Raw genomic sequence first — 17,190 nt, 5'->3', positions numbered from 1 at the left:
CTGGGCGTTCACGGGACATTGGTGCGAAAGGAGAGACTCGAACTCTCACGGGTTTTACCCCACTGGGACCTAAACCCAGCGCGTCTACCAGTTCCGCCACTTTCGCGTGTGCATTCAATGGTTCGATAAAGGCGCGCATTCTAGCCTGTTCGCGCCCCATAAACACAAAAAGCCCGCGTAGGCGGGCCCTTGTGCCGGCCGCGCTCGCACGCGCCCGGGAATAATGGTGGGTCGTGTAGGATTCGAACCTACGACCAATTGGTTAAAAGCCAACTGCTCTACCAACTGAGCTAACGACCCATGTCTGAGGCCCGCATGGCACCCCCGCAGGGGTCCGCCGGCCTTGTCATTACGCGGCAGCACCTGAATCACCGCGCCGCGTAGTTTACGGCCCGCCGGGGAAAACGCAAGGCTCCCCCGGCGGCCGGCGATCAGATGGCCTCGAGCTTGCGCATGCCACCCGGCAGCAGCTTCATGTCCACCAGCGAGGTGACCAGGGCCTTGCCGAAGGTCGCCTCGTCTTCATAGACCATCTTGTAGTACTGGATCTTCATGGTCAGCGCGGACCCGAACACGATGAACGCAAAGGTAAAGAAGCCACCCAGCGCCAGCGTGGAAATCCCGGTGACCGCCTGACCGATGGTGCAACCCAGCGCCAGGATGCCGCCGACACCCATCAGGATGCCGCCGATGAAGTGGTTGACGAAGTCACGGAAGGACGAGAACCACTCGATTCGGAAGCTGCGCGACACCAGAGCCCAGAAGAACGAACCCAGGATCACGCCGGCCAGCGCCAGCACACCGAAGTACAGCATGGTGCGGTCAAAGCCGCTGGACACGTAGCCCACGCTCTGGCCCATCGGGTTGATAAAGGTAAACGACTGGTTGGCCCAGGGACCGGACAGCGCCGGACGCTCGCCATCGTCGTCATCGGCGACGAAATCCCATTCCTGGATGTATTCCTGGGCGCTGTACACGCCGCCCATGCCGTCGTCGATCTGGATGTTGCTGGTCAGCCACCAGGCCCCGATCACCACCAGGCCGATCACCAGACCGCCCAGGATGTTGTCGAAACTCTTGCGGAAATCCGCGGCCTTGAAGATCAGGGCCAGCAGCAGCACACCGATCACCAGACCCATCACCAGGCGGGCGCCCAGGGCGTTCTCGCCAGCGATAATGGAGCCAAGATCCTGGCCGCCTTCCATCTGGATGGACACCGCGTCCATCCAGCCAAACAGCAGCTGGAACAGCGTCTGGCCGGTGCCGAAGACAGTGGCGCGGCTGGTCAGCCAGAAGGCGATCACACCGATGATGATCATCACCATCACCGACTTGATGTTGCCGCCACCCACACGCACCAGCGTCTTGTTACCGCAGCCGGACGCATAGGTCATGCCGATGCCGAACAGGAAGCCACCCAGGACGTGCCCGAGCCAGTTGAAGTTTTCGCCGCGGTAGGGAGGGAAGGAACCCTCGGCGCTCAGCACCCCGAAGAATTCGAGCGCCGCCACACCCAGCATCGCCACGGCAATCGCCAGCAGCCAGGAGCGCATGCGCCCGGTATCACCCATGTTCACCCAGTCGGAGACGGCTCCCATGGTGCAGAAGTTGGTCTTGTTCGCGACCGCACCCATGATGAAGGCGAGGACGAACGTGCCGCCCAGGAACATCATTGCGGCGGTTGAAAAGCTGGAGAATTCCATCAACGTATCCTCTCACTGATCGGTTGTCGGGCACGCCTGCACCCATGGGGTGCGCAGCATACATCGGACGCAAGACGAGATCGACCCCCAATTCATTCCGGACCCGGGGCTGTCTGACGAGGGCGAACCGTCCGCCGTCAGGCCGTCCGGTAGAGAGTCGGGTCGGGGACACCAGCGGCCGCAAAACCCTCGCGACGGATACGGCAGCTGTCGCATCGCCCGCAGGCCCGGCCCTCGGGGTCGGCCTGATAGCAGCTCACCGTCTGGGCGTAATCGACCCCCAGGCGCGCGCCGGCACGGATGATCTCGGCCTTGCTCATGTGCATCAAGGGTGCACGCACCTCCCAGCGTACGCCCTCCACCCCGGCACGGGTAGCGACCTGCGCAAGGTCGCGGAAGGCGTCGATAAAGGCCGGGCGACAATCCGGGTACCCGGAGTAGTCGACCGCATTCGCACCGACATAGAGCAGCCGGGCATCAAGCGTTTCGGCCAGCCCCAGCGCCAGAGACAGGAACACCGTATTACGGGCGGGCACATAGGTCACCGGGATGCCTTCGCTCGACTCGGTGGGGACCGCGATCGCGTCATCGGTGAGCGCGGAGCCGCCGATCGCGGTCAGGTCGACCCGGACCACTCGGTGGTCCTGCACGCCCTGGGCGGCAGCCACGCGGCGCGCCGCGTCGAGCTCGGTACGGTGTCGCTGGCCATAGTCGATCGACAGGGCATGACAGTCGAGCCCGTCGGCCAGCGCCATTGCCAGGCAGGTTGCAGAATCCAGCCCGCCCGAGAGCAACACCACCGCCTTTTCCGGTTGCGACATCGACTAACGACCTGGTTGATCGCCCCACAGGAGCTTGTGGAGCTGAAGCTGAAACCGCACGGGCAGCCGTTCGGCCACGATCCAGTCGGCCAGCTCGCGCGGGGCGAGCTCGCCGAATACCGGCGAGAACAGGACCTCGACCTCGGGCGCAAGATCCAGGCGCCCGAGTTCCGCGCGGGCCCAATCGAAATCCGCTCGGTTCGCGAGTACGAACTTCAGCTGATCGCCGGCAGCAAGGTGAGGGATATTGGCCTCCAGGTTGCGGTCCTGCTCGTCGGAGCCCGGCGCCTTCCAGTCCATCACGACCGTGACGCGCGAATCGAGCCCGCCGATGTCGAGGGCGCCGCTGGTTTCCAACGACACCCGATAGCCTGCATCACACAGCCGCGCCAGCAGGTCGCGACAACCGGGCTGGGCCAGTGGCTCCCCACCCGTGACACAGACATGACGGACGCCCGTCTGACCGACCCACGCGAGGATCGAGTCCAGCGCGCGTGCCTCGCCACCCTCGAAGGCGTAAGCACTGTCGCACCAGCGGCAACGCAGCGGGCACCCGGTCAGCCGCACAAATGCGGTGGGCCAGCCGGAATCCGCCGCCTCGCCCTGCAGCGAAACGAACATCTCGGTGATACGGACCTGGGTCGGGCCATGCGAATCGCCCGTGGTCGGTGCGCGCCGGGCACGCACGGGGATCTCGGTCATTGCCCGTCGAGCCGCCGCAACCGCTCGCGTGCCAGGCGGTCCAGCGTCGTGCCGCCGTAATCGGCGCGCACCGCCTCCAGCGCCTCGCGGGCCTCGTCCTCGTTGCCCAGCTCGTAATGCGCATAGCCGATCTTGAGCAGGGCATCCCCGGACTTGTCGCTCTCCGGGTACTGCTCGCGCAAATGCTCGAAATCCTCTAGGGCCGCCTCGAAGTCGCCACTGGCATACTTGGCCTCGGCCAGCCAGTACCAGGCATTGGCGGAATAGTCGCTGTCGGGATAGCTCTCGATGAAGCGTTCAAGGCCGCTCATCGCGGCGTTGTAGTCACCCGCCATCAACTGCTCGAAGGCCTCCTGGTAGGCCGCCTGCTCGTCCGCCTCGGGAAGGTCGAACTCAATGACCTCGTCCGCCGGGGCAGCGGTATCCGCGGGCGCGGCCGCGCCGGTCTCGAACGTGGCCACACGCTCGTCCAGGTTACGGAACTGATCGCGCTGACGGGCGTTCAGACGCTCCAGCTCGTGGCGCAGCGTCTCCACTTCGCCCCGCAGCTCGCGCATCTCCCGGTTCATGGTTTCCGCACCCCGCAGGAGTTCCTGCATGGCGCTGGAGTCCAGCGTCCGCTCGATGCGGTCCAGCCTCCGCGAGAGGTCGCGGATCTGCGACTGGGTCGCGAACACGTCGTCCTGGGCGACGGCTTCGCTGGCAAGCGGGCCCCACGACCCCATCGCCAGGACCAACACCCCGGCGGCGACCGCCACACCCACCCGTGGAAAGAGAAATGCCCCCGGGGGGGCATTTCGGTTACTGCTACCTGTCAAACGCCGCATGGCGCCTCCCGTCGTCTAGCGCCGGGATTCGTAGACCAATTCGACCCGGCGATTCTTGGCCCAGGCCTCCTCGTTCTGCTCAAAGGCGACCGGCATTTCTTCACCATAACTGATGACCTCGATCTGGTCATCCGAGGCCCCGTTCAGGGTCAGGATACGGCGCACCGACTGTGCGCGGCGCTCGCCCAGCCCCAGGTTGTACTCGCGAGTACCTCGCTCGTCGGTATGGCCCTCCAGCCGCAGGCGGGCCCCGGAGTTCTGCGACAGATAGGCCGCATGCGCCTCGAGCATATCCATGTACTGCGACTGCACCTCGTCACGGTCGAACTCGAAATAGACCAGGCGCTCGGCCAGCGGGCTGTCCGGATCATCCAGCGCATCGGCATCGAACTGCCGATCGCGGCCCAGCGCGCGGGCCTCGGCTTCGGCGCGTTCGCGCTCCGCTTGCTCGGCCGCAGCCCGCTCGGCCTCGCGTTCGGCATCCTCGGCATCACGCGTCGGCGTCGCACACGCCGACAGCGCCCCAATCACCATGGCCACAAAAAACCAGCGAAAGATCGTGCTCATCACGTCATTATCCTCGAAAAGCGGTTGTTATTAGGAAGATCAATTCAAGGGTGACCAGGCCGGCTCACGGACCTCGCCCTCCCTGGCAGCGAGACGCTGATGGACCTGCCCATCCTGGCTCACCGAGCCCAGCACGCCACGCCCGCCATCTGTCATCGCATAGATAATCATGCTGCCATTCGGGGCAAAGCTTGGCGATTCCGCATCCCGCCCATCCGTGAGGCGGGTCACACGGCGGTCGTTCAAATCGAGACGGGCCAGTTGAAATCCGCCATCACCACCGTGCACGTAGACCAGATAACGCCCATCCGGGGACACCGTCGCCGCGGCCGCATAGCCGCTCTCGAATGTCAGACGCCGGGGGCTGCCCCCCTCTCGCGGCAGCGCATAGATCTGCGGCGCGCCTGCGCGGTCGGACGTAAAGTAGAGGGTTTCGCCATCGGGCGACCAGACCGGCTCGGTCTCGATCGAGCTGGTCTGGGTCATCTGGCGCATCTCGCCCGTCTCCAGCTCCATCAGGTAGATATTCGGCGCCCCATCGCGTGACAGGCTCAGCGCGAGATAGCGGCCATCGGGCGACCAGGCGGGCGCGCTGTTGATACCCGTGAAGCTGGCCACCCGTTCCCGACTGCCGGTCTCGACATTCTGGCGATAGACCTCGGAACGGCGGTTCTCGAACGAGACGTACACCAGTTCGCGTCCATCCGGCGACCAGTCCGGCGACATGATCGGCTTCGCGGAACGAAACAGGGTGCGCGGATTGGCCCCGTCGGAATCGGCGACCTCAAGGGCAAAGCGGCGCTCGTCGCCGTTACGCTCCACGCTCACGAACGCGATGCGCGCACTGAACGCCCCCGGGTCACCCGTGATCTGTTCGTAGATGATGTCCGAGATACGATGCGCCCCGCGCCGGAGCATGTCGCCGGGCACCGGAATGCGCCAGCCGCCCAGGCGTTCCTCGGACAGCACATCGAATACGTGAAACTCCACGAGGACGTCATCGCCATCGCGGCGCTGATTGCCCACGACCAGGTACTCGACCCCGGTGTCGGCCCAGGGCTCGGCAAGAAAGTCGGCCGGTCCGGACGGGGCCGAAGGCAGATCATCCTGTTCGACATTGAACAGCCCGCTGCGGGCCAGGTTGGCCGCGACGATCTGGGAGATGTCCTCGTCGAGCTCACCCTCCCCCTCGTAGGTAAACGGCGCAACGGCCACCGGTATCGCCCCGGTGACCCCCTCGGTGACCGTGACTTCCAGTACGGCCTGTGCCTGCGCTGCCCACATCAGCAGCATGGCCGGCAGCATCCAGTGAATCAGTCGTCGCATGAGCTCCTCGTCAAGCGGGCGTGGCCCGCGAATCAGTCCGGTTCAAATCGGATCCGCACCCCGCCCCGCACCGCGCTCGCATCCGGCGGGCGTGGCAGCGAACTCAGACGGTCCATGGTCTGGCGCACGGAGTCGCAGAACCGGCTGTCGCCGGAACAGCTTTCGATATCGAAGTCGATGATACGCCCGGTCTCGTTTACGCGCACGAGAACAATGGCACGGTCCGAGGAGTCAATATCCGACGGCTGACGCCAGCGCCGCTGGACCACCGACTGCACCTGGGCACGCCACTCATCCACTTCGCGATCCATCTGCGCCTGGCGCTCGGCGGCCTCGCGCCGTTCGCGCGCCTCCGCCAGGCGCTCCTGCTCGCGCTCCATTGCCTCGCGGCGGCGCTGCTCCTCCAGTTCGCGCTCCTGCTCGGCCCGGCGCTCGGCCTCTTCCTGCTCGCGGCGCTCCTGCTCTTCGCGGGCCTGGCGTTCGGCCTCTTCACGCTCGCGCCGCTCCGCCTCTTCGCGCTCGCGAGCCTCCTCGGCCTCCTGTCGTTCACGCTCCGCCGCCTCGCGTTCGGCACGGATCCGTTCACGCTCGGCCTCGGCCTCTTCCTGTGCGCGCTGACGCTCCTCTTCGGCCTCTCGGCGTGCCTGCTCGGCTTCCTCGATCGCCTGCTGCCGCGCCCGTTCTTCCTCTTCCTGGCGGCGTTGCTCTTCGGCCTGTCGGCGCTCTTCCTCGCGGCGGGCCTCTTCTTCGGCGCGCCGTTGCTCCTCTTCCTCGCGCAGCTGCTCGGCGACTTCTTCCTGGCGAGCGACCTCGCGTTGGTGCTCGACCTGATCGAACGCCTCGGCATCCACGGCCACCGCGTCGATCACCTCAATATCCTCCTGCACCGAGATCTCCACCGCGGCCTGCGAGGAGGTGGGGGATATCAGGCTGATATTGAACATCAACGCCGCAAACAGCGCCCCGTGCAACAGGAGCACGAGGAGGAAGCTGACAGGGTGGCGGCGGACAAGCTCGAACACGGCAGCGTGCGTCAGTCGCCGGTTTCGCGCGGCGGCTCGGTGATTAGCCCGACACGCCCGCCGCCCGCGCGCTGCAGGGCGATCATAGCGTCGATCACACGCCCGTAGTCCACATTACGGTCGCCACGCACGAAGGTCTGGGTGCCCGGATGCTCCGCCAGGAACTCGCGCACGATCTCGGTCATCTCCTGAGGCGCCAGCGGCTCATCGATGATTGGCCCCTGGTTCAGGCTCATGGCCCCACTGGCGTCCACGGTCACCACCAGCGGCTCGGCCGCCTGTTCGTCCCGGTCCAGGGCCTCGGCGTCCGCCTCCGGCAGGTCGACTTCCACACCCTGCTGCAGCATGGGCGCGGTGATCATGAAGATGATCAAAAGCACCAGCATCACGTCGATAAACGGCACGACGTTGATCTGGGACATGGGCCGCCGCAGGCGGCGACTGTTGCGGCGCTGCTCGGACATGGGTCAGGCCGTGGCCTCGGAGGCCGTATCCGTGGACTTGGCGTGAACCTGCCGGTTGAGCAGAGCCACGAACTCGTCATTGAAGTTCTCCAGGCGCACGGCCACGCGGTCGACATCCCCCGCAAAGCGGTTGTAGGCGATCACGGCCGGGATCGCGGCAAACAGACCCAGCGCGGTCGCGATCAGGGCCTCGGCGATCCCGGGAGCGACCATCGCCAGGGTCGCCTGCTGCACCCCAGACAGCCCCAAGAAGGCATGCATGATGCCCCAGACCGTGCCGAACAGGCCGATATACGGGCTGGTTGACCCCACCGTGGCGAGGAACTGCAGATAACGCTCCATCTCGTCAATCTCGCGCGCGATCGCCACACGCATGGCACGCTGGGCGGGCTCACCGGCCGGGATGCCATGCTGGCGCGCACGCAGAAATTCCTTGAACCCAGAGGAGAAGACGTGCTCCATGCCCGTCATTTCCTGCTTGCGCCGCACCCCTTCGTAGAGATGGGAAAGGTCGGCCCCCGACCAGAAGCGCTCCTCGAAATCGTCGCAGGCGCGGTGCGCCGCATTCAGGGACCTGGCCTTGACGACGATCGCCAACCAGGAGAGTACGGAGGCGAGCACCAGAATCACCATCACCAGCTGGACCACCAGGGTCGCCTCCATCACCAGCTGGTACATTGAAAAGTCGACTGCCACTTGTCCGTCTCCCGTTACAGCGTTACTTGGTTCCGGCTACGCGGTCAGCCGGCCCATGATCATGATGTCGGCGCAGGGCCTCCAGTACCGGACCGGGGATCGCGGCGGGCGCCTGGCGCGCCACCTCGACGCAGGCAATCCCCACCTCGCCGCTGGCCAGGGTCTCGCCGTCGCGCTCCACACCCTGATGGAACTCCAGGCTCGCCCGGCGCAACGAGTGCAGCCGGCAGGTCACCGTCAGGGCATCGTTGAAGCGCGCCGGGCGCCGCATATCCAGACAGCAGCGGCGCACCGCAAAAACGATCCCGTATTCCTCGCGCAATGCATCCTGCTCGAACCCCAGCGCGCGCAACCACTCGGTGCGCGCGCGCTCCATGAACTTGAGGTAGTTCGCGTGGTAGACCACGCCGCCGGCGTCAGTGTCTTCGTAATAGACTCGCACCGGCCACTCGAACGGGGCGTCGCCTTCCGTCACGGACGGCCTCCGCCCTGGCTGTCGACCGGCGCCAGCAGGTCGGGTTCCACCGACCCGGTCAGGCCGAACATCGCCAGCGTCCGCCGCGTGGCCTGACGCCCGCGCGGGGTTCGCTGCAGGTACCCCTGCTGGATCAGAAACGGCTCGACCACATCCTCCAGGGTACCGCGATCCTCGTTCAGCGCCGTCGCCAGGCTTTCCACGCCGACCGGCCCGCCGTCGAATTTCTCGACCAGCACCTCCAGCAACCGGCGGTCCTGGGCATCCAGGCCCGAGGCATCGATCGCCAGCAGGTCCAGCGCCTGACCCGCGACCTCGGCGGTAATCACGCCGGAGGCACGGACCTCGGCATAGTCGCGAACCCGCCGCAGCAGGCGATTCGCCAGGCGCGGCGTGCCCCGCCCGCGGCGCGCGATCTCCGCCGCCCCTTCAGGCTCGATCCCGACACCCAGCAATCCGGCGGCGCGCCCGACAATATGGGCGAGGTCTGTGACAGTGTAATGATCGAGTCGCTGAACGATGCCGAACCGGTCACGCAACGGCGCCGAAAGCAGGCCCGCGCGCGTAGTCGCGCCCACTAGTGTGAACGGGGGCAAGTCCACCTTGATCGAGCGCGCCGCCGGTCCCTCGCCAATCACGATGTCGAGCTGACCGTCTTCCAGCGCCGGATACAGGATCTCCTCGACCACGGTCGGCAGGCGGTGGATCTCGTCAACGAACAGGACGTCCTGGGGCTCCAGCGCGGTCAGGATCGCGGCCAGGTCGCCAGCGCGCTCCAGTACCGGGCCCGAGGTCTGGCGCAGCCCCACCCCGAGTTCGTTCGCCACGATATGGGCCAGGGTCGTCTTGCCCAGCCCCGGGGGGCCGGCCACCAGCGTATGGTCCAGGGCCTCCCCGCGCCCGCGCGCCGCCTCGATAAACAGGCCCAGTTGTTCAACCACCCGGGGCTGTCCGGTGTAGTCGTCCAGCCGCTTGGGACGCAGGCTGACCTCCACCCGCGTGTCCTCCGACTGACTCTGCATATCGACCAGGCGTGATTCCATGACCCCGCAGTATGCATCCGTCGCGATGGCGTTTATAGACCCCCGTACAACTTTAAAGGAAGCGTCTCAAAAGCTCCCGATTCAACCCGTATCAAAGCCTGCGGGCAACGGCTCCGGCGGGCTCACAACCTCCCTATCCAGTTCCTCCACGTGCGCCATGCGCGGTCCCTCCCAAAGCCATGCCTCCAGCCGCTCCAGGGCATCCGGGTCGCCGACCGCCAGCACCTCCACGCGGCCGTCCGGCAGGTTGCGCGCATACCCCGTCAGCCCGAGCGCCTGCGCCTGTTCCCGGGTCGAGGCGCGAAAGAACACGCCCTGCACACGCCCCCTGACATGCCAGCGGCGGGCATGGGTATCATGGGCCTTTGCCATCGATGACCTCCGGAGTCGATTCATGTCCGATGCCCCTACGCTGTATCACAACCCGCGCTGCAGCAAGTCGCGCGCGACCCTCGCCCTGCTGCGGGAGCAAGGTGTAGAGCCCGAGATCGTGGAGTATCTGAAGACGCCACCGGATGCCGCGACGTTGAAGGGCGTGATCGAGAAGCTGGGCATCCGCCCCCGCGACCTGCTGCGCACCGGCGAGGCGGAGTACCGCGAGCTGGGCCTGAAAGACGCGGAGATGGATGACGAGGCGCTGATCCAGACCATGGTCCAGCACCCGAAACTGATCGAGCGACCGATCCTGATCGTCGGGGGCGCGGCCCGCATCGGGCGCCCGCCGGAACAGGTGCTGGAGATCGTGTCGTGAGCACGGCACCGGAGATCCTGGTGCTGTACTACAGCCGCTACGGGGCGACCGCCGAGCTGGCCCGCCAGGTCGCAACCGGCGTCGAAAAGGCTGGCGCCACCGCGCGGGTGCGCACCGTACCCCCAGTCTCCACGAATATCGACGAGGACCGCCCGGCAGTACCCGAGGACGGGCCACCCTATGCCGAACTGCGCGATCTCGAGGAATGCGCGGGGCTGGTCATGGGTTCGCCGACCCGCTTCGGCAACATGGCCGCGCCGCTGAAATACTTCCTCGACGGCACCAGCGGGCTGTGGGCCAGCGGCGGGCTGGTGGACCGGCCCTTCGGCGTCTTCACCAGCACGGCCACCCAGCATGGCGGGCAGGAGACCACCCTGCTCAGCATGGCCCTGCCGCTGATCCATCAGGGCATGCTGTGGGTCGGCGTGCCCTATACCGTGCCGGAGCTGAACAGCACCACCAGCGGCGGCACGCCCTACGGCGCCAGCCATGTGGCCGGCACCCAGGGCGAGCAGGCGGTCACCCGCGACGAACAGCGCATCGCAGCAGCCCTTGGGGAACGCGTCGCGCGCATCGCCTTGCGCCTCGAAGCAGCACCTGGCGCCCCGGCATGATCGCGCTGTCCCGTGCCCTGGCTCTGGCCGGCTTTCTTGGACTGCTGCTGCTAATCCTGGTCTGGACCACCTGGATCGCCCCGCCGGAGATCGTCCCGGTCTGGCTGGCGTTGATCGTACTGGTCATGCCGCTGCTGTTTCCGCTGCGCGGGATGCTGCACGGAAGGCGCTACACCCACGCCTGGTCCAGCCTGCTGGCGCTCGCCTACATCACGCTCGGGATCACCATCGGCGCGGCCGCGGAGGACCGGCTCTATGGCCTCCTGATGACCGGAGCCAGCCTCGCCTGGTTCGCGGGCAGCCTGCTGTTCGTGAAACTGGACGCCCGGCGGGCCCGCGCGGCGGCCGAGTAACCTCAAGCAACCCCGGGTTCAGCCCATACGGGCCAGCTGTTCGCGCACGAACGGGATGGTCAGGCGCCGCTGCTGGGCTAGCGCAGCCAGATCCAGGCGGTCCAGCAGCGCCAGCAGCGTGGACAGGTCACGCGAGCAGCGGCGCAGCAGGTAATCCGCCACCGGCTCCGGCAGCTCCAGCCCGCGCAGGGCCGCACGCTGTGCCAGGATCTCCTTGCAGGCCGCATCATCCGGCCGCTGCATGCGGAACACCGGGCCCCAGGCCAGGCGCGAGGCCAGATCCGGCAACTGGACCGGTAGCCCCTCGGGCGGTGCCGCGGCCGCCAGCAGCACGCGGCAGCCGGCATCACGCAGCCGGTTGATCAGCCCGAACAGGGCCTCGTCCCAGTCCCCGCGGCCCACCACGGCCTCCAGATCATCCAGCGCCACCAGACGCGAGCGCTCCAGACCATCGAGCACGGCCATCGGTGGCGCATCACGTACCTCGCCAAGCGGCAGGTAGCTGACCGGTTCCCCGCGCTCGTGTCCCTGGTGACAGGCAGCCTGCAGCAGGTGCGTCTTGCCGGAGCCGGGCGGCCCGTGCAGCAGGATCTGCGGCTCCTGTATCCCGGTCCCGACGCTCAAGGCCCGCACGGCATCCCGCGCCAGGGCATTGCCTGCCACGCAAAAACCGGAAAAACGCGAGGCGTCGCGCAGGCGCAGGTCCAGCGGCATCTGGCGCTCCAGCGGGCTGTTGCCTTCGGGTCTCACGGGACATCGGCCCCGGCTGCGTTCATGTCCCGATAGCGCGCCATTGCCTGACGCACCGCAACTGCGAGCACCGCCGCCACCGGCAACGCAAGCAGGACCCCGAAGAACCCGAACAGCTGACCGCCGGCGAGCACGGCAAAGATCACCGCCACCGGATGCAGCCCGGTCCGGTCCCCCACCAGCCACGGGGTCAGCACCACCGACTCCAGCACCTGCGCCACCGCGAAGATCACCAGCACCACCAGCAACAGCGTCCAGCCATCGCCCTGGAACAGCACGGCCGCCGTGGCCAGCACGATGCCCACGATCACGCCCACATAGGGGATGAAACTGACCAGTCCGGCAATCAGGCCGATGGCCAGCCCCATCTGTACGCCCGCCACACTCAGGGTGATCGCGTAGAACAGCCCCAGCGCCAGCATTACCAGTAGCTGCCCGCGCAGGAACGCCCCCAGGGTATGGTCCGATTCCACCGCAAAACGGCTGACCGGGTCACGCCAGGCTCGCGGCAGCAGGTCATGCAGACCCGCGACCAGCCGCGGCCAGTCCCGCAGCAGATAGAAACTGACCACCGGGATCAGCACCAGATTGAGCACGCCCAGGACCAGGGCGCCGGTCGAGCTGCCCAGCCAGTGCAGCAACCCGCCCGCCAGACCGCCGGCCTCGCGCCAGTGCTCGGCCAGCAGTTCCTGCAGTGCCGCCGGCTCCAGAGCCGGCAGGCGATCGCCCGCCTGCTGCTCGATCCAGGGACGAACCCGCTCGTCGAACCAGGCGATCACCTCGGGCAACAGCAGCATCAGGCGTTCGAACTGGGCCATGGCCAGCGGGATCAGGACCAGCACCAGCCCCGCCATTCCCAGCATCACCAGCACGAAGATCACCAGCGTGGCCAAGGTGCGCGAACCGCCCATGCGTACCGCCAGGCGCGTCACCAGGGGGTTGAACAGGTAGCCGATCAGCAGCGCGATCAGAAACGGCGTAAGAATCGGCGCTAGCAGATAGAGCGCCACGCCCAGGACCACCAGCCCGACCAGGGCCGCCAGCGTGGCAGCAGAGAATGGCGCCAGCGGGTTCACTCGCGGCGCAGCCAGGCCTTCGCCTCGGAGTCACCGCGCGGATCCTCCGCCGCGCCATAGCCGCTGGCGTGCAGCAGGTCTACCAGGTCATCCGGGGCCAAACCCGTGCGCACCTCGAGGGTCACCGCGTTACCACCCAGCGAATCCAGCCTTGCGCTCTCAATAGCCTCGATCTGCGCCAGCTCCCGCCGCAACGCCTCGAACGCGGGAAAGCCCTCGACCCCGACAAAGCCCAGCTTCACCCACTCGGGCTCGGCGGCGACGCGGGCCAGCGGTGCCACGACCTGGTCAAGGCCATCCTCGACCGCCGCGCGCGCCGCGGCGGCCGGAGATTCACCGCGGCCCTCACTACGGTACTCGCGCCCACCATGCACGGTAATGGCACGCGCCTCGGCGCCACCCCCAACCGAGCGTACATGCAGCGCCACGATACCCGTCGGCCCGTAGCGCCCGGCCGCTTCCTGCAGCGGCTCGGTCACGCCACCAATCACATCCCCCGCCTGCGCGGCCCGGCGATCCTCCAGATCCCCCAGTGGCAGCACGAAAGGCATCCCGCGATCGCGCCCCAGCGCGTCAATCCCGGCCAGCACATCGGCCTCGTCCTGGGTGGAGCCCAGCAGGTGGCGGCGCCCGTCCGCCTCGTATACCGCCCAGACCAGCAGTTGCGGGCGCGCGCCCAGCACCACGGGCACCTCGGCGGCATTTAGAGCGTTGCGCAGGCGGCCCCGATCGAACTCCAGGCGATATTCGCCGTTATCCACCTCCTGCCGCCGACGCAGGGCCTCAATACGCCCCTCCTCGTCCAGTTCCAGCAACAGGAGCTGCGCCAGTTCGCTCAGCTCCGGCGAACGCTGCCCGGCCACGCGCACCAGCGCCTGTTCCAGGCCCTGCGCCAGCGCGGTCGTTTCGTCCTCCGCATGGACGTTCACCACCACGGCATCATCCGCCAGCAATGGAGAGACCCCCAACAGCAGACACAGGAGTAGGCACGCAGCCAGGGCGCGGGACGGGCGAAAGAGGCGCAGCATAGGGTTGAATGGCGTTTTCGACAGGCGCCCAAAATACCACAGCGCCCCAGGGAAACACTGATGAATGTACACGCTCGCGTTGGCACCCCAGGTTTTCCGAGACAAGGCGCGGTGCGCAGCCGGTAGTGGCTCTACCGGCAAGGGCCGCAACGCAGGATCGGGGAACCTGGGGTGCCAACCCCGAAGGGGCTCGGCCTCTTTTGGGTGGGAACGGCGTTGCGGCTCCCTTGTGCAGAATGACTGCACGGCAGTCACCGCGCATTGTTCGCACGCAAAAGCGACTCGAGCGCGAGCGCGTACATTCATCAGTGTTTCCCTAACCTGCAGCGCCCGGCTTTTTGCACGCCCCCCGGCGCCTCGCTACCATGCCGGATTCCGCGAGCGCCGCCGGATACCGGATGCGGCCATCAACCACCCAGGGTACCCATGTCCGAAACCCGTTCAGGCCTGACCTACCGCGAAGCAGGTGTCGACATCGAGGCCGGCGCCGAGCTGGTCGAACGCATCAAACCGCATGCCGCCCGCACGCAGCGCCCTGGCGTCATGGCCGGGCTGGGCGGCTTTGGTGCCCTGTTTGAGCTTCCGATGGACCGCTTCAAGCAGCCTGTGCTGGTCTCCGGCACCGACGGCGTAGGCACCAAGCTGCGCCTGGCCCAGGAGACGGGGCGCCATGACAGCATCGGCATCGATCTGGTGGCGATGTGCGTGAATGACATCGTGGTGCAGGGAGCCGAGCCGCTGTTCTTCCTCGACTACTACGCCACCGGACACCTGGACGTCGATATCGCCGCGGATGTCGTCACCGGTATCGCCACCGGCTGCGAACAGGCCGGCTGCGCCCTGATCGGGGGCGAAACGGCCGAGATGCCGGGCATGTACCAGGGCGAGGACTACGACGTCGCGGGCTTCGCGGTCGGCATTGCCGAAAAGGAGGCCCTGATCGACGGCACCCGGGTCAGCGCGGGCGATGTCGTGCTCGGGCTGGCCGCCAGCGGCCCGCACTCCAATGGCTATTCTCTAATCCGGCGCGTCCTGGAACACTCCGGCGCGGCCCTGGATGCCCCGCTTCCCGGGGCCGACGGCACCACATTGGGCGACGCCCTGATGGCCCCGACCACGATCTACGTGCGCCCGCTGCTGGATCTGATGCAGCAGTTTCCGGTACACGCGGCGGCCCACATCACCGGTGGCGGCCTGACCGAAAACCTCCCGCGAGTGCTGCCGGAGCAGCTGTGCGCCCGCATTGATCCGCAGGCCTGGCAATGGCCACCCGTGTTCGACTGGCTGCAACAGGCCGGCGACATCGCGCCTGAAGAGATGCTGCGCACGTTCAACTGCGGGATCGGCATGACCGTGATCCTGCCCGAAGACCGTGTCGAGGCCGCCAGCTCGGCACTGGCCCGGGCGGGCATCCCGAGCTGGCCGATCGGCGTGATCGAGAACTGCGAAGACACGGCCCCCGGGGTGGTCTACGCCGCACGATGAGCAGCAACGCCGGCCCCTCCAGCCCGGATTCCCTGCCACGCCTGGTCGTCCTGATCTCGGGGCGCGGCAGCAATCTGGGCGCCATGATCGAGGCCTGCAACACTGGCCACATCCCGGCCCGGATCGTCGGCATCATCAGCAATCGCCCCGATGCAGGGGGGCTGGCCTACGCGGAAGAGCACGCGATCCCCGCACGTGTTCTGAACCACCGCGACTACCCCTCGCGCGAGGCCTTCGATGCAGATCTGGCCGAGGCGATCGAGGCCTTTGACCCCGATCTCGTGATCCTGGCCGGCTTCATGCGCATCCTGACCCCCGGTTTCGTCGATCGCTTCACGGGAAGGCTGTTGAACATTCACCCCTCCCTGTTGCCGAAGTACCGTGGGCTGGACACACATGCCCGCGCGCTGGCCGACGGGGAGGACGAACACGGCGCCAGCGTGCATTTTGTCACCCCCGAACTGGACGGCGGCCCGGTGATCATGCAGGCCCGCGTGCCGGTCCTGCCCGATGACACGCCCGAGAGCCTCGCCACCCGCGTCCAGCGCGCCGAACACCGGCTGTATCCCGAGGTCGTGCGGCGCCTGTGTTCAGGGGAAATTCAGTGGCGCGACCGCATCGTGACCGGGGACAACACCCCGTTGACGGTCCCGCTGCAGCTCGAAACCAATGAGGTAGTACCCGATGTTGAAGCTCCCGAGGAACGGAGCCCTGTGCCGCGCGACGCGGACTAGCCTGCTGACCGCCCTGCTCCTGCTGGGACAGGTCCTGCTGGCGTCCGCTGCCGCCAATGAGCCCCAGGAGGGTCCGCGCCTGCCGCCATTCACGGCCAGCTACGAGGCCCAGGCCATGGGCAACACCCTGAATGCCAGGATCACCCTGAACCACGAAGACGTACAAACACGCATGGCCATGGATGCCCATGTATCCGGCTTCCTGCGGATCCTCGGGCGCTTCGAGCTGAGCCGCGAGGCGCTGATGAACGCCAACGACGTCGGACTGCAGCTGGTCACCTCGCGCAGCCGCGAGGTGACACCCCGCCGCGAACGCAAGGTCGAGACGCGCTTCGACTGGGAAGAAGACCGTGCGATCGGACACGTAGACAACGAGCGATTCGATATCGAGGTTCCCCCGCATACCCTCGACTTCCTCGGCTCGCTGTACTTCATGATGCAGCGCCTGGAAGCGGGCGACCTCGCCAGAGAGGGCGACGGCGAAACGGTACAGACCCTGGAACGCGACCGCCTGCGCGAGTATCGCTTCGAGTACGCCGATACGGAGACGATCGAATCCCCGATGGGGCGTATCGAGACGGTGCGCGTCGTGCGCAAGAGCCAGGACAGTGACATCGAACTCTCTGCCTGGTTCGCCCCCGACCTCAGCCACCTGCCGGTAAGGTTCGATTACGAGGCCGACGGCCGCGTGTTCGAACTGAAGCTGACCCGGCTGGAGTGGCACGACCCGATCATTGACCTGACCGAGTAGAC

21 protein-coding genes and 2 tRNA genes are annotated in these 17,190 nt (G+C 66.9%); 6 read left to right on the top strand and 17 right to left on the bottom strand.

All coding sequences use genetic code 11. The features are described 5' to 3' along the window. Nucleotides 1-19 precede the first annotated feature (19 nt). From F468_RS0103775 to F468_RS0103710, 14 genes are all read right to left on the bottom strand, one after another. Nucleotides 20-106, bottom strand: a tRNA-Leu gene (locus F468_RS0103775). 118 nt (nt 107-224) lie between these two features. Next, nucleotides 225-300 (bottom strand) — tRNA-Lys (locus tag F468_RS0103770). A gap of 131 nt (nt 301-431) precedes the next feature. Next, nucleotides 432-1,703, bottom strand: a complete 1,272-nt coding sequence (locus F468_RS0103765) for a YeeE/YedE family protein (RefSeq protein WP_018138788.1) — start codon at nt 1,701-1,703, stop codon at nt 432-434. Between the two features lie 137 nt (nt 1,704-1,840). Beyond that, complete coding sequence (gene queC / locus F468_RS0103760; RefSeq protein ID WP_038048905.1) at nt 1,841-2,524, bottom strand: 7-cyano-7-deazaguanine synthase QueC; 684 nt, start codon at nt 2,522-2,524, stop codon at nt 1,841-1,843. A gap of 3 nt (nt 2,525-2,527) precedes the next feature. Then, nucleotides 2,528-3,226 (bottom strand): 7-carboxy-7-deazaguanine synthase QueE, encoded by a 699-nt coding sequence (gene queE, locus F468_RS0103755; protein WP_018138790.1) that lies wholly within the window; start codon nt 3,224-3,226, stop codon nt 2,528-2,530. Next, complete coding sequence (ybgF, locus tag F468_RS0103750; protein WP_018138791.1) at nt 3,223-3,990, bottom strand: tol-pal system protein YbgF; 768 nt, start codon at nt 3,988-3,990, stop codon at nt 3,223-3,225. Before ybgF ends, queE begins: the two co-directional genes overlap by 4 nt. A gap of 78 nt (nt 3,991-4,068) precedes the next feature. Further along, entirely contained in the window at nt 4,069-4,620 is a 552-nt protein-coding gene (pal, locus tag F468_RS0103745) for a peptidoglycan-associated lipoprotein Pal (RefSeq protein ID WP_018994639.1), read from the bottom strand. Nucleotides 4,621-4,659: 39 nt separating this feature from the next. Beyond that, entirely contained in the window at nt 4,660-5,946 is a 1,287-nt protein-coding gene (gene tolB / locus F468_RS0103740; RefSeq protein WP_018138793.1) for a Tol-Pal system beta propeller repeat protein TolB, read from the bottom strand. Nucleotides 5,947-5,978: 32 nt separating this feature from the next. After that, nucleotides 5,979-6,968 (bottom strand): cell envelope integrity protein TolA, encoded by a 990-nt coding sequence (tolA, locus tag F468_RS0103735; RefSeq protein ID WP_018138794.1) that lies wholly within the window; start codon nt 6,966-6,968, stop codon nt 5,979-5,981. 11 nt (nt 6,969-6,979) lie between these two features. Further along, nucleotides 6,980-7,432 (bottom strand): protein TolR, encoded by a 453-nt coding sequence (gene tolR / locus F468_RS0103730; RefSeq protein WP_018138795.1) that lies wholly within the window; start codon nt 7,430-7,432, stop codon nt 6,980-6,982. 3 nt (nt 7,433-7,435) lie between these two features. After that, nucleotides 7,436-8,110, bottom strand: a complete 675-nt coding sequence (gene tolQ, locus F468_RS0103725) for a protein TolQ (RefSeq protein ID WP_018138796.1) — start codon at nt 8,108-8,110, stop codon at nt 7,436-7,438. Between the two features lie 40 nt (nt 8,111-8,150). Continuing rightward, on the bottom strand, nt 8,151-8,603 hold the full coding sequence (gene ybgC, locus F468_RS0103720; protein WP_018174647.1) for a tol-pal system-associated acyl-CoA thioesterase: 453 nt from the start codon (nt 8,601-8,603) through the stop codon (nt 8,151-8,153). Further along, nucleotides 8,600-9,646: a Holliday junction branch migration DNA helicase RuvB gene (gene ruvB, locus F468_RS0103715; protein ID WP_018138798.1), complete on the bottom strand. Its 1,047-nt coding sequence runs from the start codon at nt 9,644-9,646 to the stop codon at nt 8,600-8,602. Before ruvB ends, ybgC begins: the two co-directional genes overlap by 4 nt. Before the next feature lie 81 nt (nt 9,647-9,727). Further along, a complete protein-coding gene (locus tag F468_RS0103710; RefSeq protein ID WP_018993738.1) occupies nt 9,728-10,018 on the bottom strand; it encodes an acylphosphatase in 291 nt (96 codons plus the stop codon). Between the two features lie 22 nt (nt 10,019-10,040). Here F468_RS0103710 and arsC point away from each other — a divergent pair, with 22 nt between their 5' ends. The 3 genes from arsC to F468_RS0103695 are packed head-to-tail and all read left to right on the top strand — an operon-like array spanning nt 10,041 to nt 11,364. Beyond that, nucleotides 10,041-10,397 (top strand): arsenate reductase (glutaredoxin), encoded by a 357-nt coding sequence (gene arsC, locus F468_RS0103705; RefSeq protein ID WP_018138800.1) that lies wholly within the window; start codon nt 10,041-10,043, stop codon nt 10,395-10,397. Continuing rightward, on the top strand, nt 10,394-11,011 hold the full coding sequence (gene wrbA / locus F468_RS0103700; RefSeq protein ID WP_018138801.1) for an NAD(P)H:quinone oxidoreductase: 618 nt from the start codon (nt 10,394-10,396) through the stop codon (nt 11,009-11,011). Before arsC ends, wrbA begins: the two co-directional genes overlap by 4 nt. After that, entirely contained in the window at nt 11,008-11,364 is a 357-nt protein-coding gene (locus F468_RS0103695; protein WP_018138802.1) for a DUF2069 domain-containing protein, read from the top strand. The genes wrbA and F468_RS0103695 overlap by 4 nt, the downstream gene beginning before the upstream one ends. An 18-nt stretch (nt 11,365-11,382) precedes the next feature. Here the strand turns inward: F468_RS0103695 and hda are convergent, their stop codons facing one another. From hda to F468_RS0103680, 3 genes are read right to left on the bottom strand one after another with little or no spacing between them, the layout of a single operon-like run. Continuing rightward, entirely contained in the window at nt 11,383-12,078 is a 696-nt protein-coding gene (gene hda, locus F468_RS0103690) for a DnaA regulatory inactivator Hda (protein WP_018174644.1), read from the bottom strand. A 32-nt stretch (nt 12,079-12,110) separates the two neighbouring features. Next, nucleotides 12,111-13,190, bottom strand: a complete 1,080-nt coding sequence (locus F468_RS0103685) for an AI-2E family transporter (RefSeq protein ID WP_018174643.1) — start codon at nt 13,188-13,190, stop codon at nt 12,111-12,113. Then, nucleotides 13,187-14,218 carry a DUF2066 domain-containing protein gene (locus tag F468_RS0103680; protein WP_038038633.1) on the bottom strand — a complete coding sequence of 344 codons (1,032 nt, stop codon included), beginning with the start codon at nt 14,216-14,218 and terminating at the stop codon, nt 13,187-13,189. Before F468_RS0103680 ends, F468_RS0103685 begins: the two co-directional genes overlap by 4 nt. Before the next feature lie 426 nt (nt 14,219-14,644). On the opposite strand from F468_RS0103680, the gene purM reads away from it, so the two are divergent. From purM to F468_RS0103665, 3 genes are read left to right on the top strand one after another with little or no spacing between them, the layout of a single operon-like run. Next, nucleotides 14,645-15,703 carry a phosphoribosylformylglycinamidine cyclo-ligase gene (purM, locus tag F468_RS0103675; protein WP_018994638.1) on the top strand — a complete coding sequence of 353 codons (1,059 nt, stop codon included), beginning with the start codon at nt 14,645-14,647 and terminating at the stop codon, nt 15,701-15,703. Continuing rightward, complete coding sequence (gene purN / locus F468_RS0103670; RefSeq protein WP_018138807.1) at nt 15,700-16,437, top strand: phosphoribosylglycinamide formyltransferase; 738 nt, start codon at nt 15,700-15,702, stop codon at nt 16,435-16,437. The genes purM and purN overlap by 4 nt, the downstream gene beginning before the upstream one ends. Further along, the gene (locus tag F468_RS0103665; RefSeq protein WP_018138808.1) at nt 16,388-17,188 is read left to right on the top strand and encodes a DUF3108 domain-containing protein; all 801 of its coding nucleotides are present in this window, start codon (nt 16,388-16,390) and stop codon (nt 17,186-17,188) included. The genes purN and F468_RS0103665 overlap by 50 nt, the downstream gene beginning before the upstream one ends. The last annotated feature ends 2 nt before the right edge of the window (nt 17,189-17,190 follow it).

The sequence above is a fragment of the Thioalkalivibrio sp. ALJ2 genome (genome assembly GCF_000378325.1).
Classification (GTDB): domain Bacteria; phylum Pseudomonadota; class Gammaproteobacteria; order Ectothiorhodospirales; family Ectothiorhodospiraceae; genus Thioalkalivibrio.
The sequence above is the reverse complement of the archived record's forward strand: the minus strand, read 5'-3'. Positions and strand labels throughout refer to the sequence as shown.

Bases quoted from the DNA above. Each gene is read 5' to 3' on its own strand.
- F468_RS0103765 (WP_018138788.1), bottom strand. From the start codon at position 1,703: ATGGAATTCTCCAGCTTTTCAACCGCCGCAATGATGTTCCTGGGCGGC.
- queC (WP_038048905.1), bottom strand. From the start codon at position 2,524: ATGTCGCAACCGGAAAAGGCGGTGGTGTTGCTCTCGGGCGGGCTGGAT.
- queE (WP_018138790.1), bottom strand. From the start codon at position 3,226: ATGACCGAGATCCCCGTGCGTGCCCGGCGCGCACCGACCACGGGCGAT.
- pal (WP_018994639.1), bottom strand. From the start codon at position 4,620: ATGAGCACGATCTTTCGCTGGTTTTTTGTGGCCATGGTGATTGGGGCG.
- tolB (WP_018138793.1), bottom strand. From the start codon at position 5,946: ATGCGACGACTGATTCACTGGATGCTGCCGGCCATGCTGCTGATGTGG.
- tolR (WP_018138795.1), bottom strand. From the start codon at position 7,432: ATGTCCGAGCAGCGCCGCAACAGTCGCCGCCTGCGGCGGCCCATGTCC.
- tolQ (WP_018138796.1), bottom strand. From the start codon at position 8,110: ATGTACCAGCTGGTGATGGAGGCGACCCTGGTGGTCCAGCTGGTGATG.
- ruvB (WP_018138798.1), bottom strand. From the start codon at position 9,646: ATGGAATCACGCCTGGTCGATATGCAGAGTCAGTCGGAGGACACGCGG.
- F468_RS0103710 (WP_018993738.1), bottom strand. From the start codon at position 10,018: ATGGCAAAGGCCCATGATACCCATGCCCGCCGCTGGCATGTCAGGGGG.
- arsC (WP_018138800.1), top strand. From the start codon at position 10,041: ATGTCCGATGCCCCTACGCTGTATCACAACCCGCGCTGCAGCAAGTCG.
- F468_RS0103695 (WP_018138802.1), top strand. From the start codon at position 11,008: ATGATCGCGCTGTCCCGTGCCCTGGCTCTGGCCGGCTTTCTTGGACTG.
- hda (WP_018174644.1), bottom strand. From the start codon at position 12,078: ATGCCGCTGGACCTGCGCCTGCGCGACGCCTCGCGTTTTTCCGGTTTT.
- F468_RS0103680 (WP_038038633.1), bottom strand. From the start codon at position 14,218: ATGCTGCGCCTCTTTCGCCCGTCCCGCGCCCTGGCTGCGTGCCTACTC.
- purM (WP_018994638.1), top strand. From the start codon at position 14,645: ATGTCCGAAACCCGTTCAGGCCTGACCTACCGCGAAGCAGGTGTCGAC.
- purN (WP_018138807.1), top strand. From the start codon at position 15,700: ATGAGCAGCAACGCCGGCCCCTCCAGCCCGGATTCCCTGCCACGCCTG.
- F468_RS0103665 (WP_018138808.1), top strand. From the start codon at position 16,388: ATGTTGAAGCTCCCGAGGAACGGAGCCCTGTGCCGCGCGACGCGGACT.